Annotated in this window: 29 protein-coding genes; 17 read left to right on the top strand and 12 right to left on the bottom strand. The window is 56.8% G+C overall.

Features of this window, described 5'->3' with window-relative positions; translation table 11 throughout:
• Positions 1–3: 3 nt before the first annotated feature.
• Together ACR0NF_RS06305 and ACR0NF_RS06310 are read right to left on the bottom strand one after the other, a co-directional pair.
• Positions 4–996, bottom strand: coding sequence for an alpha/beta hydrolase (locus ACR0NF_RS06305; RefSeq protein WP_480777936.1), 993 nt, complete (start codon positions 994–996; stop codon positions 4–6).
• Positions 996–1,745 (bottom strand): alpha/beta fold hydrolase, encoded by a 750-nt coding sequence (locus tag ACR0NF_RS06310; RefSeq protein ID WP_480777937.1) that lies wholly within the window; start codon positions 1,743–1,745, stop codon positions 996–998. Before ACR0NF_RS06310 ends, ACR0NF_RS06305 begins: the two co-directional genes overlap by 1 nt.
• A 219-nt stretch (positions 1,746–1,964) precedes the next feature.
• Here ACR0NF_RS06310 and thrS point away from each other — a divergent pair, with 219 nt between their 5' ends.
• The 5 genes from thrS to ACR0NF_RS06335 all read left to right on the top strand — a co-directional run bounded on the left by thrS (position 1,965) and on the right by ACR0NF_RS06335 (position 6,649).
• Positions 1,965–3,923, top strand: coding sequence for a threonine--tRNA ligase (gene thrS, locus ACR0NF_RS06315; protein ID WP_480777938.1), 1,959 nt, complete (start codon positions 1,965–1,967; stop codon positions 3,921–3,923).
• 222 nt (positions 3,924–4,145) lie between these two features.
• A complete protein-coding gene (locus ACR0NF_RS06320; RefSeq protein ID WP_480470208.1) occupies positions 4,146–4,448 on the top strand; it encodes a BufA1 family periplasmic bufferin-type metallophore in 303 nt (100 codons plus the stop codon).
• 70 nt (positions 4,449–4,518) lie between these two features.
• Positions 4,519–5,376 carry an MNIO family bufferin maturase gene (bufB, locus tag ACR0NF_RS06325; protein WP_480470209.1) on the top strand — a complete coding sequence of 286 codons (858 nt, stop codon included), beginning with the start codon at positions 4,519–4,521 and terminating at the stop codon, positions 5,374–5,376.
• Positions 5,373–6,134 (top strand): HvfC/BufC family peptide modification chaperone, encoded by a 762-nt coding sequence (locus ACR0NF_RS06330; RefSeq protein WP_480667125.1) that lies wholly within the window; start codon positions 5,373–5,375, stop codon positions 6,132–6,134. The genes bufB and ACR0NF_RS06330 overlap by 4 nt, the downstream gene beginning before the upstream one ends.
• Positions 6,131–6,649 carry a hypothetical protein gene (locus ACR0NF_RS06335; protein WP_480470211.1) on the top strand — a complete coding sequence of 173 codons (519 nt, stop codon included), beginning with the start codon at positions 6,131–6,133 and terminating at the stop codon, positions 6,647–6,649. The genes ACR0NF_RS06330 and ACR0NF_RS06335 overlap by 4 nt, the downstream gene beginning before the upstream one ends.
• A gap of 1 nt (position 6,650) precedes the next feature.
• On the opposite strand, the gene ACR0NF_RS06340 is transcribed toward ACR0NF_RS06335, so the two are convergent.
• Positions 6,651–7,019, bottom strand: a complete 369-nt coding sequence (locus ACR0NF_RS06340) for a hypothetical protein (RefSeq protein ID WP_480470212.1) — start codon at positions 7,017–7,019, stop codon at positions 6,651–6,653.
• 43 nt (positions 7,020–7,062) lie between these two features.
• Entirely contained in the window at positions 7,063–7,380 is a 318-nt protein-coding gene (locus tag ACR0NF_RS06345) for an ArsC/Spx/MgsR family protein (protein ID WP_480667126.1), read from the bottom strand.
• Between the two features lie 215 nt (positions 7,381–7,595).
• Between ACR0NF_RS06345 and ACR0NF_RS06350 the strand changes: the two genes are divergently transcribed.
• Complete coding sequence (locus tag ACR0NF_RS06350; protein ID WP_008758035.1) at positions 7,596–7,802, top strand: cold-shock protein; 207 nt, start codon at positions 7,596–7,598, stop codon at positions 7,800–7,802.
• Between the two features lie 121 nt (positions 7,803–7,923).
• Here ACR0NF_RS06350 and thyX read toward each other — a convergent pair whose 3' ends face one another.
• The gene (gene thyX / locus ACR0NF_RS06355; RefSeq protein WP_480470214.1) at positions 7,924–8,835 is read right to left on the bottom strand and encodes an FAD-dependent thymidylate synthase; all 912 of its coding nucleotides are present in this window, start codon (positions 8,833–8,835) and stop codon (positions 7,924–7,926) included.
• 177 nt (positions 8,836–9,012) lie between these two features.
• On the opposite strand from thyX, the gene ACR0NF_RS06360 reads away from it, so the two are divergent.
• Together ACR0NF_RS06360 and ACR0NF_RS06365 are read left to right on the top strand one after the other, a co-directional pair.
• Positions 9,013–9,441: a VOC family protein gene (locus ACR0NF_RS06360; protein WP_480471907.1), complete on the top strand. Its 429-nt coding sequence runs from the start codon at positions 9,013–9,015 to the stop codon at positions 9,439–9,441.
• Entirely contained in the window at positions 9,438–10,142 is a 705-nt protein-coding gene (locus ACR0NF_RS06365; protein WP_480667128.1) for a DUF1194 domain-containing protein, read from the top strand. Before ACR0NF_RS06360 ends, ACR0NF_RS06365 begins: the two co-directional genes overlap by 4 nt.
• Positions 10,143–10,260: 118 nt before the next feature.
• Here ACR0NF_RS06365 and ACR0NF_RS06370 read toward each other — a convergent pair whose 3' ends face one another.
• The 3 genes from ACR0NF_RS06370 to ACR0NF_RS06380 form a co-directional block, all read right to left on the bottom strand.
• Positions 10,261–10,758 (bottom strand): MarR family winged helix-turn-helix transcriptional regulator, encoded by a 498-nt coding sequence (locus ACR0NF_RS06370; RefSeq protein WP_480777939.1) that lies wholly within the window; start codon positions 10,756–10,758, stop codon positions 10,261–10,263.
• 78 nt (positions 10,759–10,836) lie between these two features.
• Positions 10,837–11,094, bottom strand: a complete 258-nt coding sequence (locus ACR0NF_RS06375) for a succinate dehydrogenase assembly factor 2 (RefSeq protein ID WP_480470217.1) — start codon at positions 11,092–11,094, stop codon at positions 10,837–10,839.
• Positions 11,091–11,483, bottom strand: a complete 393-nt coding sequence (locus tag ACR0NF_RS06380; protein ID WP_480470218.1) for a helix-turn-helix domain-containing protein — start codon at positions 11,481–11,483, stop codon at positions 11,091–11,093. The genes ACR0NF_RS06375 and ACR0NF_RS06380 overlap by 4 nt, the downstream gene beginning before the upstream one ends.
• A gap of 92 nt (positions 11,484–11,575) precedes the next feature.
• Between ACR0NF_RS06380 and ACR0NF_RS06385 the strand changes: the two genes are divergently transcribed.
• Positions 11,576–12,778 (top strand): pyridoxal phosphate-dependent aminotransferase, encoded by a 1,203-nt coding sequence (locus ACR0NF_RS06385; RefSeq protein WP_480470219.1) that lies wholly within the window; start codon positions 11,576–11,578, stop codon positions 12,776–12,778.
• Between the two features lie 7 nt (positions 12,779–12,785).
• A complete protein-coding gene (locus ACR0NF_RS06390) occupies positions 12,786–13,187 on the top strand; it encodes a hypothetical protein (RefSeq protein WP_480470220.1) in 402 nt (133 codons plus the stop codon).
• Positions 13,188–13,190: 3 nt separating this feature from the next.
• Here the strand turns inward: ACR0NF_RS06390 and ACR0NF_RS06395 are convergent, their stop codons facing one another.
• Both ACR0NF_RS06395 and ppk2 read right to left on the bottom strand, forming a co-directional pair.
• Positions 13,191–14,543 carry an MATE family efflux transporter gene (locus tag ACR0NF_RS06395; protein ID WP_480777940.1) on the bottom strand — a complete coding sequence of 451 codons (1,353 nt, stop codon included), beginning with the start codon at positions 14,541–14,543 and terminating at the stop codon, positions 13,191–13,193.
• 146 nt (positions 14,544–14,689) lie between these two features.
• Positions 14,690–15,619 carry a polyphosphate kinase 2 gene (gene ppk2, locus ACR0NF_RS06400; protein ID WP_480470222.1) on the bottom strand — a complete coding sequence of 310 codons (930 nt, stop codon included), beginning with the start codon at positions 15,617–15,619 and terminating at the stop codon, positions 14,690–14,692.
• Between the two features lie 111 nt (positions 15,620–15,730).
• Between ppk2 and ACR0NF_RS06405 the strand changes: the two genes are divergently transcribed.
• Positions 15,731–16,609 (top strand): alpha/beta fold hydrolase, encoded by an 879-nt coding sequence (locus ACR0NF_RS06405; RefSeq protein ID WP_480777941.1) that lies wholly within the window; start codon positions 15,731–15,733, stop codon positions 16,607–16,609.
• Positions 16,610–16,673: 64 nt separating this feature from the next.
• Here the strand turns inward: ACR0NF_RS06405 and ACR0NF_RS06410 are convergent, their stop codons facing one another.
• Both ACR0NF_RS06410 and ACR0NF_RS06415 read right to left on the bottom strand, forming a co-directional pair.
• Positions 16,674–17,282 carry a carboxymuconolactone decarboxylase family protein gene (locus ACR0NF_RS06410; protein ID WP_480658128.1) on the bottom strand — a complete coding sequence of 203 codons (609 nt, stop codon included), beginning with the start codon at positions 17,280–17,282 and terminating at the stop codon, positions 16,674–16,676.
• Between the two features lie 113 nt (positions 17,283–17,395).
• Positions 17,396–18,043 (bottom strand): TIGR02466 family protein, encoded by a 648-nt coding sequence (locus tag ACR0NF_RS06415; protein ID WP_480658129.1) that lies wholly within the window; start codon positions 18,041–18,043, stop codon positions 17,396–17,398.
• 251 nt (positions 18,044–18,294) lie between these two features.
• Here ACR0NF_RS06415 and ACR0NF_RS06420 point away from each other — a divergent pair, with 251 nt between their 5' ends.
• The 6 genes from ACR0NF_RS06420 (at position 18,295) to ACR0NF_RS06445 (ending at position 24,092) form a co-directional block, all read left to right on the top strand.
• Complete coding sequence (locus tag ACR0NF_RS06420; protein WP_480777942.1) at positions 18,295–18,951, top strand: hypothetical protein; 657 nt, start codon at positions 18,295–18,297, stop codon at positions 18,949–18,951.
• A gap of 36 nt (positions 18,952–18,987) precedes the next feature.
• A complete protein-coding gene (locus ACR0NF_RS06425) occupies positions 18,988–19,488 on the top strand; it encodes a helix-turn-helix transcriptional regulator (RefSeq protein WP_480777943.1) in 501 nt (166 codons plus the stop codon).
• Positions 19,489–19,758: 270 nt separating this feature from the next.
• Complete coding sequence (gene parE / locus ACR0NF_RS06430; protein ID WP_480668171.1) at positions 19,759–21,717, top strand: DNA topoisomerase IV subunit B; 1,959 nt, start codon at positions 19,759–19,761, stop codon at positions 21,715–21,717.
• Between the two features lie 83 nt (positions 21,718–21,800).
• Positions 21,801–22,868 (top strand): serine hydrolase domain-containing protein, encoded by a 1,068-nt coding sequence (locus ACR0NF_RS06435; RefSeq protein ID WP_480777944.1) that lies wholly within the window; start codon positions 21,801–21,803, stop codon positions 22,866–22,868.
• Between the two features lie 513 nt (positions 22,869–23,381).
• Positions 23,382–23,540 carry a hypothetical protein gene (locus ACR0NF_RS06440; RefSeq protein WP_480470230.1) on the top strand — a complete coding sequence of 53 codons (159 nt, stop codon included), beginning with the start codon at positions 23,382–23,384 and terminating at the stop codon, positions 23,538–23,540.
• Positions 23,541–23,825: 285 nt separating this feature from the next.
• The gene (locus ACR0NF_RS06445; protein WP_480470231.1) at positions 23,826–24,092 is read left to right on the top strand and encodes a hypothetical protein; all 267 of its coding nucleotides are present in this window, start codon (positions 23,826–23,828) and stop codon (positions 24,090–24,092) included.
• Positions 24,093–24,131: the final 39 nt, after the last annotated feature.

Genomic DNA, 24,131 nt, shown 5'->3' on the forward strand with positions numbered 1-24,131 from the left:
GCATCACTCAATACCCTGATCTGCAAGCCATCCAAGCATCCCCGAAACCGCAGCATCTGTCTGCCCCGGAGACATCAGCCGCCCGGCAATCACATGTGAGGACGGATCATCCCCCGGCCCCATTTCCACCAGATGAACCATCGATGGCCCGCCCCACGCCTCAGCCACCTTGTGCGTCAGATCTGGTCGAACCACCTGATCGTCATCCGAGAACCAGAATAAGGCGGGGACCTGAGCCGACGAGAAATCCAGTGCATAAACCGCCTTCGTTAAAACTGACATCGGCACCACTGCTTCCCACGGATAAACAACTGTCCAGTATCGGTTCTTTTCAGGGTCAGGTCCCGACACATCCCGTTCGGCGCCCATCAGCAAGGGCAGCCAATTACGCGCCCAAGGCAATGTCGGGATCCAGGCACCTACCATGTTCACACCAAAATTTGGTGAAACAAATATCATTGCTGCAACGTCTTCGCTCAACACCGGGTCCAGAGCCGCAGCGGCAGCCAAAGTGCCGCCGGTCGAAGTCGACATCACGATGACCTGATCTCCCACCGCCCGAGCCGCAGCCAACCCTTCGGCTGTGTCTTGCATCCAATCCGTAGCAGTTGCCTTGCCCAACGCCGCTCCATCGCGTCCGTGGCCCCGCAATCGGGTATAGACCAGATTGGCACCCAGAGCGTCCGCGACGAGGTCAGGTACGGGCCGAATCTCTTCAGAAGAGGCCGAAAACCCGTGCAGATACAGGACAGCATAGGGCGTGCGGCGTTCATAGAATCCGTCCCGCCAGACAACCCGCTTTTCGGTACCGGGAACAATGTCATCATAGGTGGCCTCGGTGCTTTCGAAATACACCTGCACCCCTTCGCCGAACTTGCGCGGATCAAAACGCGGATGCAGGTCGATCTGCTCGCGTGGCCCGAAGGCGTAAACCAGCCCACCGACGAGCACGAGCCACAGCAACACACGCCCCAAGACCCATCCAAAGCGCCGCATTAGGCCTCATCCATCACATCCAGAACGGCACGCTCAATCAACTCCAGACACACACCATCCGAAAACCGGTGATCGGCATCCTTTACCAAAAGCAACCGCATATCGGTGCCTGTCGCATGTTCAAGCAATCGTACTGCTGTCTGCGTCGAAACAGATGTATCCGCCGTTCCTTGCAAAAATCGCACCGGAAACGGTAGTTCCAGCGGCGACCGGAGCACCAAACGCTGACGCCCATCCTCGATCATCCGCTTAGTGATAATGTACGGCTCCATGTAATCCGAAGGCAGCTCAACCTGGCCTTCGTTTTCCAAAGCCGCTTTCTGGTCGTCTGAGAAGGATTCCCAATATCCGTCTTCGGTAAAATCCGGCGCTGCGGCTATGGTCACCATCCCGGCCACACGCTCTGGCATCACACGGGCCAACAACAACGCCTGCCAACCGCCCATCGACGATCCGACAACAATCAGAGGGCCCTCGGTCAGGCGCGAGACGGCCGCCAGTGTATCCTCGTGCCAATCCCCGATGCAGCCCTCGGTGAACGCACCGGAACTCTCACCATGCCCCGAATAGTCAAACCGCAGGAAGGATTGCCCCCGCGCCTGTGCCCAGGCCTCAAGATGCACCGCCTTGGTGCCTTCCATATCCGACTTCAACCCGCCTAAGAAAACGATGGTCGGCCCTGCCCCCGCGCTCTTATGGTACGCCAACCGCCGCCCCTGCGCCGTCTCCAGGAATTCTGTCTCTGCCATGAAACCCTCGCTACTATTCCCACGCATCATGCACGTCCCTGCACTCTCCGCAATTCCCCGACCCCTCTTCATCTGACCCAAAATACCTCGGAGAGCGCGCGGGGCTGGTCCCTCGCACCCACCCTTGACACAAGCGCAACCACCTGCCAAAGCAGCCGAACACACATAACCCGCAACCGGGCGTTCAGTGGGCGCCAAACCGACGAGGAGAGCCAGACCATGGCCCTGGATTCAAAATCCGTCTCACTCACCTTCCCTGATGGCAACGCACGATCCTATGACGCAGGCGTCACGCCCGCCGAGGTCGCAGCCGACATCTCGACCTCTTTGGCCAAAAAGGCCATATCGGCCAACGTCAACGGCAAACACTGGGACCTGCAATGGCCCATCGAAGCCGATGCCGACATCGCCATCCATACCATGAAGGATGAAGATCAGGCCAACGAGCTGATCCGCCACGATCTGGCCCATGTCATGGCCCGTGCCGTGCAGGAAATCTGGCCCGCCACCAAAGTCACCATCGGCCCCGTCATTGAAAACGGCTGGTATTATGACTTCGACCGCGAGGAACCGTTTACGCCCGAAGATCTCGGCCTCATCGAGAAAAAGATGAAAGAGATCATCAACAAACGCGATCCCGTCACAACCGAGGTTTGGGACCGTGACCGTGCGATCGAGTTCTACAAGGCCAATAACGAGCCCTACAAGGTCGAGCTGATCGAGGCCATTCCGGGGGATGAACCCCTGCGTATGTACTGGCACGGTCATTGGCAGGATCTGTGCCGCGGCCCGCATTTGCAGCACACCGGTCAACTGCCCGGCGACGCTTTCAAACTGATGTCCATCGCGGGGGCCTACTGGCGCGGCGACAGCGATCGCGCCATGCTGCAACGCATCTACGGCGTGGCCTTCACCGGCAAGGAAAAGCTGAAAGCGCATCTGCATATGCTGGAAGAGGCCGCCAAGCGCGACCACCGCAAACTCGGCCGCGAAATGGACCTGTTCCACATGCAGGAAGAGGCCCCGGGTCAAATCTTCTGGCACCCGAACGGCTGGACCATCTACACGCAGTTGCAGGACTACATGCGCCGCAAGCAACGCGACGGTGGTTATGTCGAGGTCAACACCCCTCAGGTCGTCGACCGCAAGCTGTGGGAACGCTCCGGTCATTGGGAGAAGTACCAGGAGAATATGTTCATCGTCGAAGTCGACGAGGAACACGCCCGCGAAAAGGCCGTCAACGCTCTAAAGCCAATGAACTGCCCCTGTCATGTCGAAATCTTCAAGCAGGGCCTGAAATCCTATCGCGATCTGCCGCTGCGCATGGCCGAGTTCGGCTCGTGTGCCCGTTATGAGCCGTCAGGCGCATTGCACGGGATCATGCGTGTGCGTGGCTTTGCGCAGGACGATGCGCATATCTTCTCGACCGAAGACCAGATCGGAGAGGAATGCGCGCGTTTCATCGGTTTCCTGACTGATGTCTACAAAGACCTCGGCTTCGAAAGCTTCAAGGTCAAATTCTCGGACCGCCCCGATACCCGCGCCGGTTCCGATGAGGTCTGGGACAAAGCCGAAGAGGCGCTGCTGACCGCCACCCGCGCCGCGGGTGTCGAGCCCGAGCTGAATCCCGGTGAAGGGGCTTTCTATGGTCCCAAGCTGGAGTTCGTCCTGACCGATGCCATCGGTCGTGACTGGCAGTGCGGCACTTTCCAGGTGGATTTCGTGCTGCCGGAACGTCTCGACGCCACCTATGTCGGAGCCGACGGAGGCAAGCACCGCCCCGTCATGCTACATCGCGCCTGTCTTGGTTCGTTCGAACGTTTCATCGGCATCCTGATCGAGGAACACGCCGGCAAACTGCCGTTCTGGCTGGCCCCGCGTCAGGTCGTCGTCGCCTCGATCACTTCCGAGGCCGATGACTATGTGGCCGAAGTGGTTGAGACGCTCAAAGCCGCCGGTGTGCGTGCAGAAGCGGATATTCGCAACGAGAAGATCAACTATAAGGTTCGCGAGCATTCAGTCGGCAAAGTGCCGGTAATTCTGGCCGTCGGGCACCGCGAGGTCGAGGATCGTACCGTCAGCGTTCGCCGTCTGGGCGAAAAACAGACGCAGGTTCAACCGCTTGAGTCTGTAACAAACGAGCTTTCCCAAGCGGCAACTCCGCCTGATCTGCTGTAACATTCGGCATCATATTGCCGGGATTCCGGCCCCGCCCCCGGGGCCGGATTGAAATATTTCAACTTTTCCCCTTCAAAAACAGTTTGTTAACACGCAAGATGCCATGACTATCTTTGACGCGCTTGTGAGACACGGGCTCGTGAATTCAAACACGGCCATCAAGCCACTAACTTGAATGGTGTCACAAGCAGACAAACACAGTCAGCAAGAGGATTACTCGAGATGTCGAACACCGCAAAAACCCTGGTTATCGCAAGCGCCGTTGCAGCCGCCGTATCGGGCGTAGCCACAACCGCAACCGCACAAGCGAAAGAGAAATGCTATGGCGTATCGCTGGCCGGTCAGAACGACTGCGCCGCAGGCCCCGGCACCACCTGCGCGGGCACCTCGACCGTCGATTATCAGGGCAACGCATGGACCCTGGTTGACGCAGGCACCTGCGCCGACATCGAACTGCCGGCCGAAGCCAACGGCACCGCGCGCAAAGGCTCGCTCGAGCCGCTGGAACGCGACCTGCCGGCATAAGACTGTCCGTATGAATTACGAGGGGCGGGCAGGTTCGCCCGCCCCTTCGTTACGAACAGAGGATTTGCAGATGTTGGATGACGCTTTGAGATCGAACCGGTTGCCTGCGGCGCCCGGCGTTGGCTACAAACCGCAGCATTTTTCGCAGATCCTTGAGCAGGCCAAGCCTGTGGCTTGGCTGGAAATCCATGCCGAAAACTATATGGGAGACGGCGGACGCCCTCTGGCGCAACTGCGCCACCTGTCAGAACAATTTCCTATTTCCGTCCATGGTGTCGGCCTTTCCATCGGTGGCGAAGGCCCGTTGGACCCCGATCATCTGGCTCGTCTGAAACATCTTGTCGGTTGGCTGAACCCTGCCAGCTTTTCGGAACACCTGGCCTGGTCGACCCACGACAGCCATTTCCTGAACGATCTGCTGCCCCTGCCTTATACCGACGCTACTCTGACGCGTGTCTGTGATCATATCGATCAGGTGCAAGAGGTGGTGGGACGGCAAATGCTACTGGAAAATCCCTCCAGCTATCTCGCTTTTGAGGAAAGCACCTGGTCCGAGCCCGACTTCCTGCGCGAGATCGCGCGCCGTACTGGCTGCGGACTGCTTTTGGATGTGAATAACGTCTTTGTCTCGGCCACCAATCTGGATTTCTCGCCGCAAGGCTATATCGATGCCTACCCGCTGGATCGGGTCGGCGAAATCCATCTGGGCGGTCATGACGAGGACGAGGACGACCATGGTCGCCCCCTGCTTATCGACAGCCACGGGCGCGAGGTGGTCGATCCGGTCTGGGCCCTGCTGGACTATGTTCTGGATCAGTCTGGCCCTAAACCTCTGCTTATCGAATGGGACACTGATGTTCCCGACTGGCCTATCCTGCGGGCAGAAGCCGAGCGCGCGCAAAAGGCCCTGGATCGTGTGCCCGCATGAGTGTGTCCCAGACAACATTCCACAGCGCCCTACTGGACGCCAACCAGCCGATCCCTGAGGGATTGCTCGACGCCGAAGCGCAACCAGCCGGACGCCGATTCAGCGTTTACCGCAACAATGTCGCTGTTTCGTTGACCGAAGCGATGCACCAGGCTTTCCCGGTGATCACCAAATTGCTGGGTACACAGAACATGGATGGGCTTGCCGGGATTTTCCTGCGACAACACCCACCTGCCTCGCCATTGATGATGTTTTACGGCGAAGAGTTTCCCGCGTTTCTGGAAAGTATGCCGCAGCTGTCGCATCTGGGGTATCTACCCGATGTTGCCCGGCTGGAGCTGGCCTTGCGCCGATCCTATCACGCTGCTGACGGCGAGGCGATTGCACCGGAAGCTCTGGCAATTCCACCTGAGGATCTGATGCTGGCCAAGCTGGTGCTGGCTCCCGCTGTACATGTCCTGCGCTCGGATTGGCCGGTTCATGCGATATGGCAGTTCAACACGCAGGACGGCGCGCCAAAACCGCAGGCCGAAGCACAGGATGTTCTGATCACGCGCCCTGAATATGACCCTGCGCCCCATCTGCTGCCCGCAGGTGGCGCTGCCTGGATCGTGCGCATTCAAACGGGTCAGACCATCGGCAACGCATTCGAAGCAACCGTGGCGGAGACGCCCGAGTTCGATCTAGGAACCACTCTGGCACTGCTTTTACAGGGCGGTGCAATAACTTCTGTGACTATCGAAAGGCTGGACACATGACTGCCCTGATATCAACCTACAACACCGCGATGGAAAAGGTGGACCACTCCTCGGGTTGGCTGACACCGACTCTGGCACGGGTGATCTTCGTCGCGGTTCTGTTTGTCTATTACTGGAATTCAGCGACACTTAAGATCGACGGCTCGATCTTTTCGCCTTCGGCTGGCGCTTTCGGTCAGATTTTCCCCAAAGCTGCCGAAGCCGTTCTGTATGACGTCACCCAAATGACATTCTTCCAGCGTATCGTGATCTTCTTCGGCACGGTAGCGGAGTTTGTTTTGCCCGTTCTGCTGCTGGTCGGCCTGCTGACCCGCGTTGCGGCCCTGGCGATGATCGGCTTCATCTGGGTGCAGACCTTCACCGACGTGGTTGGCCATGGGGTCAAACTGGGCGGGTTGTTCGACAACGCAATCACCTTGATGGATCAGCGGGTGATGTGGAGCTTCCTGATGCTGGTAATCGTGATCAACGGCGCAGGTCCCTTGTCGCTGGACCGGGTCCTACGCCTGAAATAACTCAGAAATGCACCTTGGGCTCGTCCGGCTTTCCCGCGGCGAGCCCAAGCACACCCGCGACGCCCGCAAATGCGATCGGGAACATCGTGAAGACGCCAAAACCAAAGGCGTAGTACATCCCCGCTGCCGAGAATATCAACAATATGCCCCCGACGAGGGCACGGGCGTGTGCCATCGCTCCGCCGACAATCGCCAGCAAAGGCGCTACAATCGACGCGGTTTGAATCAGGCCGGGGTTGTCCACCTGCTCGGCGATGCCCTCGATTTCACCGAACCAATCGACGAAAGCCACAAAGCCGTAGCCGAAAAATCCAACAATCATTCCGATCAGCCCGGCGATCACGCCCAGTATCATGGCTGCATTGCGCATAAACAGGTCTCCGTCTGTTGCCCCGTGTCACATAGGCAGTTGTTCAGGCAACACCAAGCCCTTTACGGGTTTCAGGTGTCCAACCCAAGTACATCTGGCCGTCATTCTCGATCAGCGGACGCTTCATCAGCGTCGGATGATCCGCCAGAAGTTCCAGCACCGGGCGATTGCGCGTGTCCTCATCCAGTCCACGCCAGGTTGTGGAGCGGGTATTGAGCAAAGCTTTGCCGAAAATCTCGAACGCCTGTGACATTACATTTTCCGGCACGCCCTGTTCCCGCACATCAACAAAATCCGCATCTTGAAGGCTTTTCAATGCCTTACGGCAAGTGTCACAGTTCTTTAACCCATATAGGCGCATATTTTGGCTGATCCTGTATTTGCTGCAAATTCGGGCAAACCACTTGGCCTGCCTCGGTTATTCTTGATTTTTTACTTCACCGTGCAATGTTGAAAAAGACGAAACACGCAATCCGGGCTGTATCGTTTGGGCGAACAGTGATGTGTTGTGGTATTGTCGGAGCACTGCCCCCACCAATTTGTGGGACAACGTGAAAGTAGAAGGAGACACGGGAAATGCCAACCGGCACCGTGAAATGGTTTAATACGACCAAAGGCTATGGTTTTATTGCGCCTGATGAGGGTGGCAAAGATGTGTTTGTTCATATCTCGGCCGTAGAACGATCCGGTCTGACCGGACTCGCTGACAATCAGAAAGTCTCGTACGAGTTGCAGGACGGACGTGACGGCCGCCAGATGGCTGCTGATTTGAAGCCGCTATAAGGCAAGGCCCGCCAAGGCGGGAAGGATAAGAAGGTTGGCGGCCAATTTCCGGCCGTTAACCGTTAAACCCCAAAAACACGCGCCCGCACTGGGACGCGAGTTTTTTGTTATTTCTCGGGAATCAGCCCTCGCGAATAACGGCTTCAAACTCGCGCCATTCGCGCGCAGTCATACCCGAGTTTTCCTGCGTAACCGCCTCACCCGCCAACATCCGGCGCAAGCAGGTGACCATCTGGGCCGACAGATTAACCGCGCCCAGGCGGTAATCCTCGAACGCTCGATAGGCGAACGGCACCCAGTCAGCCACGACCTTGCACATGGTTTCTGCATAGACCCGAATCTCGTATTGCGCGTGCGGATCGGCGCGCAGGCGCAGGAAGTGGAACAGATTGTGCAAATCCACCTTCCAGTACCACTGCGTATAGATATTCGCAGGCAGATTCATTCGCGCCAATTCACGCGCCAATCCCTGCTGACCGTCCTGACCAATCATTGCCTCGTAGTTGTCATAACAGCGGGCGCTGTCGGCCTTGAGGATTTCCAGCACGCGTGCGGCTTCTTCGCCCTGCAACGTATCACCCCGGCCCTGATTGTTGACTTCGGACTGGGCAGCCACGTGTTCGGGTGCCGGAATATAGAACTCCCGATCCAAGATCGAATAACGGGCTGAATATTCATTCACATTCGCCGTCCGATGGCGGATCCACTGGCGGGCAACAAAGACCGGCAGTTTGACGTGGAGCTTGATCTCGCACATTTCAAACGGCGTCGAATGCCAGTGGCGCATGAGGTACCGGATCAGGCCTTCGTCGTTCTGAACCGATTTGGTCCCCTTGCCGTAGGACACGCGCGCGGCCTGACAAATCGCGGCATCATCGCCCATGTAGTCGATGACGCGGACAAATCCGTGATCCAGAACCTGATGCGCCGTGTACAAGTGGTCTTCCATACCTTCGGCTACGACGCGGCGGGTCGGGCTCGACTGTGCGCGTTGAGCTTCGATCTCGGCCAGTTGGTCGGCAGACAGAGGCATGAAATTATCCTTTCCAGCAATGAGTCGCCTACCACTATATATCGGCCAACACTTCACCGGAACCGCGATATGTGCGGCACAGCGCGCAAATTCGGAAATGTGTCCAGGCTGCCCCTCGACATGAGGTGAAGGCGCGCTAAGGTGCTGAAGATCACTATCAATGTAAGGAAAGTCGCGATGGGGCTGACATACCTCCATACTATGGTCCGCGTGAAGGATCTTGAGAAATCCATAGCGTTTTATGAGCTTCTGGGGCTGAAAGAAACACGCCGCTATGAAAGCGAAGCGGCACGGTTCACCTTGGTCTTCCTCGCCCCGCCGGGACAGGAGGACGCCCCGATCGAGTTGACTTATAACTGGGACGGCGATGATGCATTGCCCAGTGACAGCCGTCATTTCGGGCACCTCGCCTATGGTGTCGACAATATTTACGAGACCTGCCAGCACCTGCAAGACAACGGTGTCGTGATCAATCGCCCTCCGCGCGATGGGCGCATGGCATTTGTGCGGTCGCCCGACAATATCTCGGTAGAGCTGCTGCAGAACGGCGAAGCGCTGGAACCGGCGGAACCCTGGGCCAGCATGGAAAGCACCGGCCACTGGTGATCCGTTGGCTGGGAACACTGGGGTTGGCTATCACGGGCAGCCCCCTTTGGGCCGAGCACTGCCGCCTCGCGCTCGCGCTGGCAATGGACATTTCAACCTCGGTCGATGCGTCTGAAGACGCGCTGCAGCGCAAGGGGCTGGCCAATGCTTTGATCGCACCCGAGGTGCAAGAGGCCTTCTTCCTTTCTCCACAACCCGTTGCATTGGCAGCGTATGAATGGTCAGGCCGGTTCAATCAGACTTTGCTGCTTGATTGGACATTGATTCAGACACCCTCGGATCTGCTTGCCGCTGCAGAGCGGATTGGTCGTTCAGATCGATCCGAAAACGAATTCCCAACCGCGATGGGGCATGCTTTGGCCTATGGGGCAACCTTAATGCAACGCGCGCCGCGGTGCCTGTTTCAGACCATCGACATCTCGGGCGACGGCAAAAACAACGACGGCTACGGGCCGCTGACTGCCTATAAGCACTTTCCGTTTAGGAACATGACCGTCAATGGTCTTGTTATCAACGCAGCGGATTTCGAAGGTGAGATCGACCTGATCCCCTTTTTCCAAGACAATGTCCTGCACGGGCCCGGTGCCTTTCTTGAAATCGCTGCTGGCTTCGAGGATTTCGAGCGCGCGATGCGTCGTAAATTGGAGAGAGAGCTCAAGGGGTTGGAACTCAGCGATCTTGGACGGCACCAATCAGAATGATCCGACCGCCTGGCGTGTATTCATCAACCTATAGCGCCGAATTTCGGACAAAGGGTGAGCTGAAACGGATCAATCCAAGCTCCACCCAATCTACCTGCTGCAGAATTCGCCGAGCCGGTCAGTAGATATAACGGATCTGATCCGTCCAGTACCGTTCAACCCGGCGCAATGAATCCGTGATATCTTCGATGCCTTCGGCCGCGATCACACCTCTTGTCTGCAGCCCCGTGGCGTGGCGGGAGAACAGCTCAGCCACGATATCCCGAATTTCGCGACCGCGCGGTGTCAATCGCACGCGGACGGACCTGCGATCAATCTCGCAGCGCTGGTGGTGCATATAGCCCATCTCAACCAGTTTCTTGAGGTTATAGCTGACATTGCTGCCCTGATAATATCCACGGCTTTTCAATTCGCCTGCGGTTACCTCATGATCGCCGATATTGAACAAAAGCAGCGCCTGAACCGCGTTGATCTCTAACACGCCCACCCGTTCAAATTCATCCTTGATGACATCCAGAAGCAGCCGGTGCAGACGCTCGACCAGCGCAAGCGCCTCAAGATAACTGGTCATGAACCCCTTGGTTCCGGGCGCGGAGACCTGCATTTCCAAACTCATCCGATCCTCCGATTCAATCGCGCTGTTTCTTGCAAGATGACGCGAATTCCCAAAAAATCGGTTAAGTTGGAATAATCCTTATTTTTGAAAGGTCTGAGAGATATCGGCGATCAAATCAGCTAAGTGCGCGGGCGCAGATGCCTGGCCGGTCACCCATTGATAGAGGTCCTGATCGTTTTCATGCAGCATCGCATCATAGAGATCCAGTTGCGCCTCATCCATCGCAGCCAGATTGCGATCTGCATAAGCAGTCAGGATCAGGTCCATCTCTTTGATGCCCCGGCGCATCGAGCGCATCTTCATGCGCTTGATCCGATTTTCGCGTGTCTCGCTCATTGATCACGTTCCAGTTTCAGCCGCAGCGCTTTTTCGACGCGGGCCAGACGTTCAGAGCTGGCACGCATTTCGCCACGGATAGAGCGCAACTCGGCCACCAGATCGCTCAGCTCCGAATCCGCATTCCCATCCAGGCTGGTCGCGTCCATGCCGTCGCCTTCGCCTGTCAGCAGCCACATGATCGAGACGTTCAACAGCCCGGCCATCATCGACAACTTGTTGGCGCGGGGTTCGGACAAGTCATCCTCCCACGCGGCGATAGTGGCTTTTTTCACACCAAGCCTGCGGGCCAGCTGCACCTGAGTCATTCCAGCGATCTCACGTGCACCTGCGACCCGGTCCCCGAAGGTTGCCGTATCTGGGCCGAACCAGTCCGTTTCGTCGGTCATCACTGTCTCCAATCCTCGACTGCCATATGGCTTGATCGTTATTCGGGCGCACCCTATGACAGTCAAAGCCAACATACAAACCGAGGCCTGCAATGAGTTTCTTGTCTGCGACATTGTCGCGCGTCAAACCCTCGCCCACCATCGCGATGACGGCCAAAGCGGCTGAACTGAAAGCCGCCGGGCGCGATGTCATCGGGTTGAGTGCCGGAGAGCCGGATTTCGATACGCCGCAGAACATCAAGGACGCCGCCGTTGCAGCCATCGCTGCAGGCAAGACAAAATACACCGCGCCAGACGGCATCCCTGAGCTCAAACAGGCCGTCTGCGCCAAGATGAAGCGGGATCATGGACTGGACTATGCACCGGCCCAGATTTCGGTTGGAACCGGGGGTAAACAGACGCTGTATAACGCGCTGATGGCCACGCTGAACGAAGGGGATGAGGTGGTCATCCCTGCGCCCTACTGGGTCAGCTACCCGGATATGGTGTTGCTGGCAGGCGGGACTCCGGTAGTGGTGGAAACCAGCCTTGAGAACAGTTTCAAGCTGACGCCCGATCAGCTTGAAGCCGCTATTACTCCGAACACCAAATGGTTCATCTTCAACTCACCCTCGAACCCCACCGGTGCGGGCTATAGCTGGGATGAGTTGAAGGCGCTCACCGAAGTGTTGATGCGGCATCCACAAGTCTGGGTGATGACCGATGATATGTATGAGCATCTGGCCTATGATGGGTTCAAATTCTGCACACCGGCGCAAGTCGAGCCGGGGCTTTACGAACGCACCCTGACCTGCAACGGCGTGTCCAAGGCCTATGCCATGACCGGTTGGCGCATTGGTTATGCTGCGGGTCCGGTCGAACTGATTGCAGCCATGCGCAAGGTGCAGTCTCAATCGACATCGAACCCGTGCTCAGTCAGCCAATGGGCCGCGGTAGAGGCGCTGAACGGTACTCAGGCGTTCCTTGCGCCCAACAACGAGATATTCAAACGCCGCCGTGATCTGGTGGTCGATATGCTCAGCCAGATCGACGGCATCACCTGCCCGACGCCTGAAGGCGCTTTCTATGTCTATCCATCAATCGCGGGCCTGATCGGCAAGACGACGCCTGCAGGTACGATGATTGATACGGATGAGGCTTTCGCAACCGCGCTGCTGGAAGAGGCCGATGTCGCTGTCGTCTTTGGAGCGGCCTTTGGCTTGTCGCCGAACTTCCGCATCAGCTATGCAACCTCTGACGAGGCGCTGACCGAGGCCTGCACCCGCATCCAGCGCTTCTGCGCATCGCTCAGCTGAGGTTCCGATGTCCACCGCCCTGCCCGAATATTACTTTCGCGTTCGAGAAAACGGTGCAGCGGTGTTCCGGATCGACACGGAAAACCGTCAGCGCCGGATCGAGATGGATCAGATCGCCGTCATCAATATTCGCAATGGCGAGGTCAAACCACACGGGCAACGCGCGCTGAGCGAAGCCGACAAGGCTGCGATCACCCGTTGGATGGAGGAGCGCAAGGCCCTCTTAGCCCGGCGCGATATCGATGATATCCATCGCGCGATTGATCACCTGAATCTGACCACGCAATGGGCTCAGTCCAAAGCCAGTGATGAGCAACTGGAAGCGATTACGGATGCGCTCCTGATGGCAATGCACGATCTGCGCTCGGTATTGGTGCGCAAAAAATCGGATCGTATTGCGAAGGGCTGAATTCTAAGCGACCACCGGCCCTACTTCGCGCACCGAGCGCAACCAAAACCGCGCCATCAGCAGCACTCCGGCACAGGCCAGACCCAGCACCAGACCCAGCCAGACGCCGATCCCGTCCAGCCCCTGAACAAAGCCAAAGAAATACGACGCCGGGATACCCACAACCCAATAGCTGAGCGCGGCCATCACCATCGGAATCTTGGCGTCCTGCAACCCGCGCAACAGACCCAGCGCAATCACCTGCGCACCGTCGACCAGCTGGAACAGGGCCGCCATCGCCAGCAATCCGACGCCGATTGCCAAAATTTGCGGACGTTGCGGATCATCCGCCTCCATGAACAGCGAAATCAACGGCTCGGCGCAGGTCAGGAACAATATGACCGTCAGGACCGACATCACCAGCGACATACCGGTCACTGCAATCGCACCCTTCTCAAGATGGGCGCGATCCCGACGACCCAAGGCATTGCCCGCCCGGATTGTCGCCACGTTCGAAAGGCCCAGATGCACCATGAATGTTGCCGAGGCGAGGTTGAGTGCAATCCCGTGCGCCGCCAGCGGGACCTGCCCCAACCAGCCCATCATAATGGCGGAAGTGGCAAACAAGGACACTTCTGCCAGCGTGGTCAGACCAATCGGCACACCCAGACGCAGCACGCTATAGAACATCTCCCAATCCGGACGCCAGAAACGTTGAAACAGGCTGTGTTCCGGAAGCGCCCGCACCGCATAGATCACCACCGCGACCAGCGATACGATCTGCGTCACGACCGAGGCGATGGCGGCACCGATCACTCCCAATTCCGGCGCGCCCCAATTACCAAAGATCAGTGCATAGTTCGTAACGCCATTGACCAAAGCGGCAACGACAGTAATCCAGAGCACGATCTGCGTCCGTTCAAGCGCGGCCAGATAGGATTTCAGGACCATAACAAGCAACGCCGGGAACAAACCCCAGCCGGCAACACGCAGGTATTCCGAAGCCGTTTCAGCAACTTGCGGCTCTTGCTTCAACGCAATCAGCATCGGATAGGACCACCACAATAGAGGCATCATTACCGCCGCATAGATCAACGACAGCCACAGTCCCATTCGGGTCGAACGACGAATGCTGGTCTCATTCTCCTCTGCCGCAGCGGTCGCAACCATGGGCATAACCGCCCAACCGAACCCCGCGCCAAACAGAAACAGAACAAAGTAATAGCTGCTGGCCAGCGTCACCGCAGCCAGGGCTTCAACCCCGTACCACCCCAGCATGATGGTATCGGTCAGGCCGATAGCGAACTGCGCCAGATGCCCGCCGATCAGTGGCAGACCCAAAACCGCAATAGCGCGGTAATGTTCAGGATATGTCATTACCTTCTTCATGCTGCCAGCCTTAGGCTTGCCCTTTGGCATAGACAAGAGCGGATCATGTTTATTTCACAGTGAGACTTTACCGATCAGCAACAAAAAGCCACCGCCCTGCGGGCGATGGCTTTGATCGACTTAGTCTGGAAAGGTCAGCCGACCTTGGCATCCGGATGCAGCGCGGTGCCAAGGATATGATCCGAGCGATGTATTACATGATGCGCTTGACCGACGATCAACGGATCGGGCTCACCCACGATCTTGCGGTCCTTGTCCGGATAATCCAGCGTCGACAGGAAGTGCCGCATACAATTCAGACGCGCACGTTTCTTGTCGTTCGACTTGACGATGGTCCAAGGCGCATCTGCGGTGTCGGTATAGAAGAACATCGCCTCTTTCGCCTCGGTATAGTCGTCCCATTTGCTCAAGCTGGCCTTGTCGATCGGCGATAGTTTCCACTGTTTCAGGGGATCGGTTTCCCGGCTTCTAAAGCGGCGCTGTTGCTCTTCCTGCGTAACCGAGAACCAGTATTTATAGAGCTGTATGCCCGAACGCACGAGCATCCGTTCAAGCTCGGGCGTCTGGCGCATAAATTCCAGATATTCGTTGGGCGAGCAGAACCCCATCACCCGCTCAACACCCGCGCGATTGTACCAGGAGCGGTCGTAGAACACCATTTCCCCCACGGTCGGCAGTTGCTGCACATAGCGCTGATAATACCATTGGCCCTTCTCTTCCCAAGTCGGCTTGTTCAGGGCAACTACACGCGCCTGGCGCGGGTTCAGGTGTTCCATGAAACGCTTGATGGTGCCGCCCTTACCAGCCGCATCGCGACCCTCGAACAACAACACAAAGCGCTGACCGGTCTCCTGAGCCCACAGCTGAACTTTCAGCAGCTCAGCCTGAAGCTCGGCCTTCTGTGCCTCATAGGTTCTGCGTGCCAGCTTACGGACATAGGGGTATTTCCCACTTTCAAAAGCCTGGCGGATCTTCTCGGGGCTCGGCGCATTCGCTTCTGGCTGCTTAGAAGGAACAACCTTTATTTGAGACGCGTTCTGGGGGGTCTGGGGCGCTGAATCCATGCATGTTCTCCTTGGCTTCACTGTCTGGCCAAGTGCTATCAGAAACTGCTGGTTTTCGCTTTGATTGGTGTCAAATTGAGTTACCTTTTAGGCGCATTCAGGGGGCACTCCATGCGAACCGAACACGTGATGCTCAACGGTCAGCCATTCTTTCTCCGCCACTGGGGCGAAGCCAACCTACCGCCGCTGTTGATGCTGCACGGTTTCCCGGAATACGGCGGTGCATGGGCGGACCTAGCCCCGCATCTGGCTCATGATTTCCACTGCATCGCCCCGGATCAACGCGGCTATGGTCAAAGCTGGACGCCTGAAGGGGTTGAGAACTACAAGCTCTCGCAGCTGACTTCCGACATGGCGGCGTTGATTGAACGCATTGGCCACCCCGTCCATGTCCTTGGTCACGATTGGGGGGCGTCAGTCGCTTATGGACTGGCGATGTTTCACCCGGATCTGGTCAGTCACCTGATCATCGCAAACGGCGTTCATCCGGCTCCTTTCCAGCGTGCAATGGCGGCTGGCGGCGCACAATCTAAGGCGTCGCAATATATCAACCAACTCCGCGCGCCCGCATCCGCAGAGCATTTCTCAGCCAACAATTTCGCCAGACTCGAGCGCTTTTTTAGGCACGGTACGGGGCTCGATTGGTTGTCAGATACACGTATGGAGGATTACCGCCGCGAATGGGCCCGCCCCGGTCGCTTGAATGCGATGCTGAACTGGTACCGCGCCTCGCCGCTTATCGTGGCAGAGCCCGACAAACCACGCACAGACCTCCCCAACCTTCCCCTCGACCGTTTGCAGGTCACCTGCCCTCACCTGCTACTCTGGGGCCCCGAAGACCACGCCCTTCTGCCCGAATCCACCGACGGCCTCGAACGCTTCGCCCCCAATCTGACCCGCATCACGATCCCTTGCACCGATCACTGGCTGCATCACCAGCAACCTGAGCCACTTGCCCAGTCAATCCTACGCTGGGCACAAAAAGCCTGATCCGCCTCTTCATCTGGCCCGAAATATCCCGGGGAGCGCGAGGGGCTGGCCCCTCGCTCCGACCTCACCGATGTCCCCAGTCTTCGGGATTATCCGAATTGTTAGGCGACAGCCCCAGCACATCCCCTTTTGTTGAACACCCCAACCCCAGAACTGTGCGATTGGCATAAGAAAAGTAGGCACAGACCTGATTGATCTCCAGAATTTCCCCCTCACCCCAACCAGCGGAGCGCAAACGCTCAACATCGGCCTCGATCAAATCCGCCGGAGCTTCGGTCAGCATGCGTGCATAATCCATCGCAGCAACCTGCGCCGCGTCCAAAGGCGCCTGCCCCGGCTCGCCTGCCTCAATCGCCGCCCGGATCGCGTTCCCTCGCGCTTCATCCTGCAACAACCGCTGCAGACCCGCGAAATGATGCTCGACACAATACCCGCATCGGTTCAGAGAACTGACCCACACGCCCAGCACCTCAAGAAACCATTTCGGGATCGCGTTGCCTGAATGATGCAGCACCGCCTTATACATCGCCATATGGCCTTCCATCGAGTGCGGGCGCAGGCTGTGCGCCATCATGATGTTGTCCACATTGTTGTCTGGGCCGGTGACCCGGTCATAGAGTTTGCGCAGCCTGCCCGTCGCCTCGGCATAGGGTATGGTCTTGATCCAGCTCATTTGGGTTCCTGTTGTCGTGACTGATTGATGTCCGCAGACTAGGAGTGCTTTGAGCAGGTGGCGAGACGAATTCGACAAGTATCCGTTAGATATCGTATGCGCAGAATGAAGAACTACTTACTTTCTGACATTTTCAGCGTGCCTGGCTTAGGACGACGAAAAGTTGCGTTGAACGCAACAGTTACACGGCTATCCTCGCTTTGATTTGGGTGGACCCAATGGGTCAGATAGGATGGAAAAAGGATCATTTCACCCGGAGATGGGCGCAGCTTCTTTTTGTTCCGAAATGCACTCGCCTCAAGTATCCGCCAATGAGGCAACTCATTCCGAGGGTCGAGAAATTCGATCATTCCAGAGGAACCATCTTCGACCTCGGGTTGAGAGACATAGTAAACACCGGACCAATGCGCTCCGGGGTGCGTATGTGGTGCATTGTAACCGCCGGAGGGATTGGCGTTCATCCAGCCGAACAGTTTCAGGCGGAGTTCATCCGGCTCAACCTTATCTGAGACCTTTCGTGTTATCTGGAACACCGCATCTTTTGCCGCGTCGCGCAAAGTCTGAATGGCCGGCGCATCGCGTTCAAAGAGATTCCCTCGTGAGTGCCACCCCCCTCGATTGGACTTTGAGACGCCTTCATCTTCCTCACGCATCTTTTCTGCCTCAAACAACAACGCCGCATTTAATGCTGCGCTGTTGGGCACTTCAAATCGCATCATTGGAGTGGAGAAAAGCTTCTCGAACTTCTTGGCTTCGGGCATGTCCTTGGCGTTACCTTCAACTAAACTGTTGGTTAAAATATTCAGATCACCCCGAGCGCGCCTGCAAGAGTTTTCCTTGCCAGATCTCCTAGGGCTCTCCAAACCCGCACCTTAGTACTTTACGTGCGTTATCCCCTATCGTTGAGGAAATAGATCTTTGGTTCAAGTATGGCGAAACCATCCAAAGTTATATTCCCAGCTTCAGCGGCGAGTGGTCTAATTTAATCAGCAAAATCGTTGAGGATAGGAACATGAACAAGAAAACTATGGGTCTTACGACAACCTTTGTTTTGATGGCTACAACAGCACTCTCGCAAACCACCAAACAAGACGTCATCAACGAGCTTACGGAACAAGGTTTCCAGAGAATTGAAATAACGAACACGCTTTTTGGAAATCTCCGCTTTGAGGCAACTGGGCCTGGGATCGAGAGAGAAGTGGTATTGGGAAAAGATGGAACCATCGTCCGCGATCGATCTGAGCGTGACGATGAGTACGATGACGAAGAAGACGACGACAGAGATTTTGACGATGAAGATGATGATGAAGGATTTGATGACGAAGAAGATGACGACGAAGGTGATGACAGCGAACGCGACGACGAAGAAGGCGATGATGGCGAAAGCGATGATGGCGAGCGTGACGACGATGGTGAAAGCGACGGCGAAGGTGACGACGGCGGCGAAAGCGATGGCGAAGGCGACGACGGTGGCGAAAGTGACGGCGAAGGCGACGACGGTGGCGAAAGTGACGGCGAAGGCGACGACGGCGGCGAGAGCGACGGCGAAGGCGACGACGGCGGCGAGAGCGACGGCGAAGGCGACGACGGCGGCGAGAGCGACGGCGAAGGCGACGACGGCGGCGAGAGCGATGGCGAAGGTGACGATGGTGAAGGAGATGATGACTAAGGTATATTTCCACTTGCCCGCAAGTGAGTCCCGGGTTTGAACGAATGGTTTAACAAGGACGCCATGTTCAAAGTGGGGATCGCTATATATGCGATCTCCGCATTTGCGTTTGCGGTTGAATTGATTGGCGAAATCACCGGATATTATCTTTTCTCTGTCAGCTGGGTGGTGCACGAAATCACCGCGCTCATCACCCTGTTCGGCTTTGTTATTGGGGGGGTGTTGATCTGGCAGAGCCACAAACTTTTTTTGCTGCGACACCAGGAGATCAAGCACAATCTGCAGATGGCTCAGGGTGAGTTTTTCCGGATGCTGGAGCTACAATTCGATCGCTGGAATCTGAGCGGCGCGGAGCGAGATGTTGCGCTACTCACTGTGAAGGGTTTGTCTGTCGCAGAGATAGCTAAATTGCGTGAGACCAGTGAGGGCACAATTAAGTCGCAGAACAACTCCATCTACAGAAAGGCCAATGTTAAATCGAGAACGCAACTTTTGTGTGTTCTGATTGAAGAGCTATTGATTGAAGAGAAAGAGTGAACTCCTCAGTCCATCGAATCTAGTTTCTTAAGTGTTCTGAAAGCCCGTCCGGAAATCGCCTAAAAGCAAACGTTCAAGAGCGTTTAAAGCGGAGGCTAAGCGTGCTTACAAAGTCCCGTTCTCGCGTATCGCAACAAGCGGTTGATTCAGTGCCGCAAAAGCTGCTCAGACCAATCGCAGTCCAAAACACCCACAACACTTCGCGCCCCTCTTCCCCCGGACCACATCACCTGCCATAATAGGGGAAACTCAAAAACAAGAGCAGCACCCATGCCCGACGATCTGTTGACGCCAGAAGCGACCGCCACCTATGACGCCTCGTCCATCGAGGTGCTTGAAGGGCTGGAGCCGGTGCGCAAACGCCCTGGCATGTATATCGGCGGCACCGATGAACGCGCGCTGCACCACATGGTGGCCGAAATCCTCGACAACTCGATGGACGAAGCGGTCGCGGGCCACGCCAACCGGATTGAGGTGGAGCTGCATGCCGATTACGCCCTGACAGTGCGAGACAACGGGCGCGGCATTCCGATCGACCCGCACCCCAAGTTTCCCGACAAGTCAGCGCTGGAAGTGATCTTGTGTACCCTGCATGCGGGCGGCAAGTTCTCGGGCAAGGCCTATCAGACCTCGGGCGGTCTGCACGGTGTGGGCGCATCGGTGGTTAACGCGCTATCGGATTCGATGGTCGTGCAGGTGGCGCGCGACAAGCAGCTGTTCGAACAGCGCTTCTCGCGCGGTATCCCATTAGGTCCCGTTGAAAAAGTCGGCGCGGCCCCGAACCGGCGCGGTACCACTGTGACCTTCCACGCGGATGCGGATATCTTTGGCCACCACAAGTTCAAACCGGCGCGGCTGTTCAAATCGATCCGCTCCAAGGCTTACCTGTTCTCGGGCGTCGAAATCCGCTGGAAATCTGCCATCGATGACGGCGAAACGCCAACCGAGGCCACGTTCCACTTCCCCGGCGGGCTCTCTGACTATCTGAAAGAAACCATGAACGGCTCCTCCACCTATGCCGAGCAGCCCTTTGCTGGCACCGTGGATTTCCAGGAAAAGTTCGGCACCCCGGGCAAGGTCGAATGGGCAATCAACTGGACCCCCTCGCGCGACGGGTTCATCCAGTCCTACTGTAACACCGTTCCCACCCCCGAAGGCGGAACGCACGTGGCGGGGTTCTGGGCTGCAGTCCTCAAGGGGATCAAGGCTTACGGCGAGTTGATCAACAACAAAAAGGCAGGCCAGATCACCCGTGATGACCTGATCACCGGCGGCTGTGCGCTGGTGTCCTGCTTCATCAGTGAACCGGAATTCGTCGGCCAGACCAAGGATCGCCTTGCTACGGTCGAGGCGCAACGGCTGGTCGAAAACTCGGTCCGCGACCATTTCGACAACTGGCTGGCCGCCGATACGAAATCCGCCGGCGCTATCTTGGACTTCCTCATCCTGAGGGCTGAGGAACGTCTGCGCCGACGGGCCGAGAAGGAAACACAACGTAAGTCCGCCACTAAGAAACTTCGTCTCCCCGGCAAGTTGGTGGACTGTAGTAGTTCAACACGGGACGGCACGGAATTATTCATCGTCGAGGGCGACTCGGCGGGCGGGTCCGCCAAAATGGGCCGAGACCGCAAAACGCAGGCCCTGCTGCCCCTGCGCGGTAAAATCCTGAACGTGCTGGGTGCGGCCAGTTCCAAGTTGGGCACCAATGCCGAGATCAATGACCTGACACAGGCGCTCGGTGTCGGCCTTGGCACCAAGTTCAACGTCGACGACCTGCGTTACGACAAGATCATCATCATGACCGACGCGGACGTGGACGGGGCGCATATCGCCTCACTGCTGATGACGTTCTTCTTCACCCAGATGCGCCCGATGATCGACGCGGGTCACCTCTATCTCGCCTGCCCGCCCCTCTATCGTCTGACCCAAGGCGCCAAGCGCGTCTATTGTCTGGACGAGGCCGAGCGCGACGAATGGCTGGAAAAAGGCCTGGGCGGCAAGGGCAAGATCGACGTGTCCCGCTTCAAGGGTCTGGGCGAAATGGACGCCAAGGACCTAAAAGAAACCACGATGGACCCGGCCTCCCGCAAACTGATCCGCGTCACGATTGATGAGGACGAACCCGGCGAGACCGGCGACCTGGTCGAGCGCCTGATGGGTAAGAAACCCGAACTGCGATTCCAGTACATTCAGGAAAACGCGCGGTTTGTTGAGGAGTTGGATGTTTGAACTAGTTTGGATCAGCGTGCTGATATCTGAGTCCAAATATTGCGGACGGCACAAGATTGATCGCCCAGTAACACAGGAACCAAATGATCAACACCCGTAGGGCGAGGTTGAGGTGGGCTGCTATCTTCGTTGTTATTGCCCTTGTAATAATGGCGTTGACTGATCGAACCCATCCGTCCACCGACACAGAAGATATTGTTGCATCTTTTCTTGAAGCTCATAGAATTCCAGGTGCGGTTTTGGCATACGGCTCGTCATCGACACAGCCTAAAATTGTAGCGTTTGGCGTATCGGACCCACTGAACGATACGGCCATGTCACCGGAACAATCATTTTATCTGGCTTCGATCACTAAACCGATTGCAGCAACTGCACTGATCAAAAAAGCAAGCAACGATCAGATCGACTTGGACAGTCCAATCGTCGATCTGATCGATCTCCCACGACCCCGCGATCCGCGTGCCGCTCAGATCACTCCGCGAGACCTTCTGGCACACCGAGGAGGATTTGATAGAAATATCAGTTTCGACCCTATCTTTGCCCCTGAACGGGTTGGTCTCGACAATTCAGCAAGCTGCGCCGAAATCGCCCGCGCAACGTGGGAGACCATGCTGCTCGATCATGATCCAGGTAGTAAAACGGCGTATTCAAATGTTGGGTTTTGCCTCTTAAACGACTTGCTTGCGCCTGAGCAGCATGAAACCCTTGACGACATAATGTACGAGACAGCCGAGGTTCGCCTCTATGGCATGGTCGGTTCCAATTGGGAGTCGCACGGCAACAGTTGGAGGCGCGTGCAGAGCGCTGAAACAGAACATATTTGGATTTCGAACCTGGGTATTGCTGGTGGAGCTTTAGGCAACGCCCAGGCAATCTGGTCATTTGCTTCAGCTCCCAAACCTTTGTTTGAAAACCCAGCACCAGGCGAGCAGAGCGTCGATTATTACGCCTCTGGCTGGCATGTTTGGATAGGGGAGAACGGTCAGCATCTGACTCATTGGGGCAACCTTCGGGGGATTTTCACCACAGTTTTTCGGTTTTCTGATGGTGAGACCGTTGTCATTTTGTTCAACGGATCGCCCCAAAACCCGAACAGCGCATTTTCCGCACTGCATAACGCATTACTTACAATAAACAATTTAGTGCGCTAGTCGCCATCAACGTCCCGGTTCGTGTTGCAAGACACCTAGAGCACAATGAACCAGATCAAGCGATATCACCACAAACGACTTAAGCCTGCCACTTGCCTAACCCATTGATCCCGTTCACGCTTACTCTCAATCCGTCTTCTAAGAGCGACATTTGAGGTTCCAAGCGTCCAAGCTCTAGATTGACTAATCATCAGATTGCGACCGAGCAAGCGTGATAGATTTATTCACCCTCGGTCTCAGCCTGCAAACTAGGCGGGCAAACGTAGGGTGGGTGCTCTCACCCATCGCTTGACTACCGCTGGACGGTGCAACCACGCCTTCTTCCTTACCAATCCTCACGCTCCTCCGAATGGCTGCACTCAGCCCCTCCCACCTTGAAACATCTCTTGGCGCAATCGTGACTGTGACAACCCAGAGTCAAGCTTGAAGCTGCCCTCTTCCCGACCTACCAGCCGTATACGAGTAGCCGGCAAGCTCTGCTGCCGGGCGAACGACTTATAAGGACTTTAGAATATGAGTTTCACTTTTTCCCGCAAAACCCTGATCGCATCTGCGCTGGCCCTGACAACGGCGCTGGCCGCTTGTGGTGCCCCGCATCCCGCGTATGAAGATGCCGGATATCTCGCAGCGCTGGATAGAGGGGACCGGGCCATTCAGAGCAACCCGAATTAAGTGAGGCTGCCGATCGACACCGAGGCACAGACCGATCAGTTCCGTGATCTGAGCCATGCCCTGTACAAAGGTGACATCAGCAAGCAGTAGTTCATCTCGCAATTGCAGACCGAATACCCTGAGCCGAAATACAACGACACCATTCGCTGGATCGCAGGTAATTTCACACAATAAATGACGGATGGGTGACAACGCCCATCCCTCAACAAATGTAGGGCACCACATTGCGGCAGCCCCAGGCCGGGCTTCCGCCCGGCCTCAGAAACATCACCATCACCCTACCCGTTGACCCCCGTCGCACTGACCGTCAGGCTGGCCCTGCTGGTCTCACAAGCGTCCGCGCAGCCGATGCTCAGCACCGCATCTTCCATTCGAAACGGGACCGAGACGCAGTTTTACTACTACGTCATGACCTACTCACCGGGTGCATTCATCATGCTGACCGGCGACAACACCGTCTACACGCCAGAAGAACGGCTGCTGCCGTGTCATCGCGATGACGATGGCTCGCTCATCTGGAAACCGCAAAGCACGTTTCGGTTGGGCAAATAAACCGACGGGATATCCGCCGCGGGGATGAGGCGGAAAAGA

The sequence above is a fragment of the Ruegeria sp. CF4 genome (assembly GCF_056537345.1).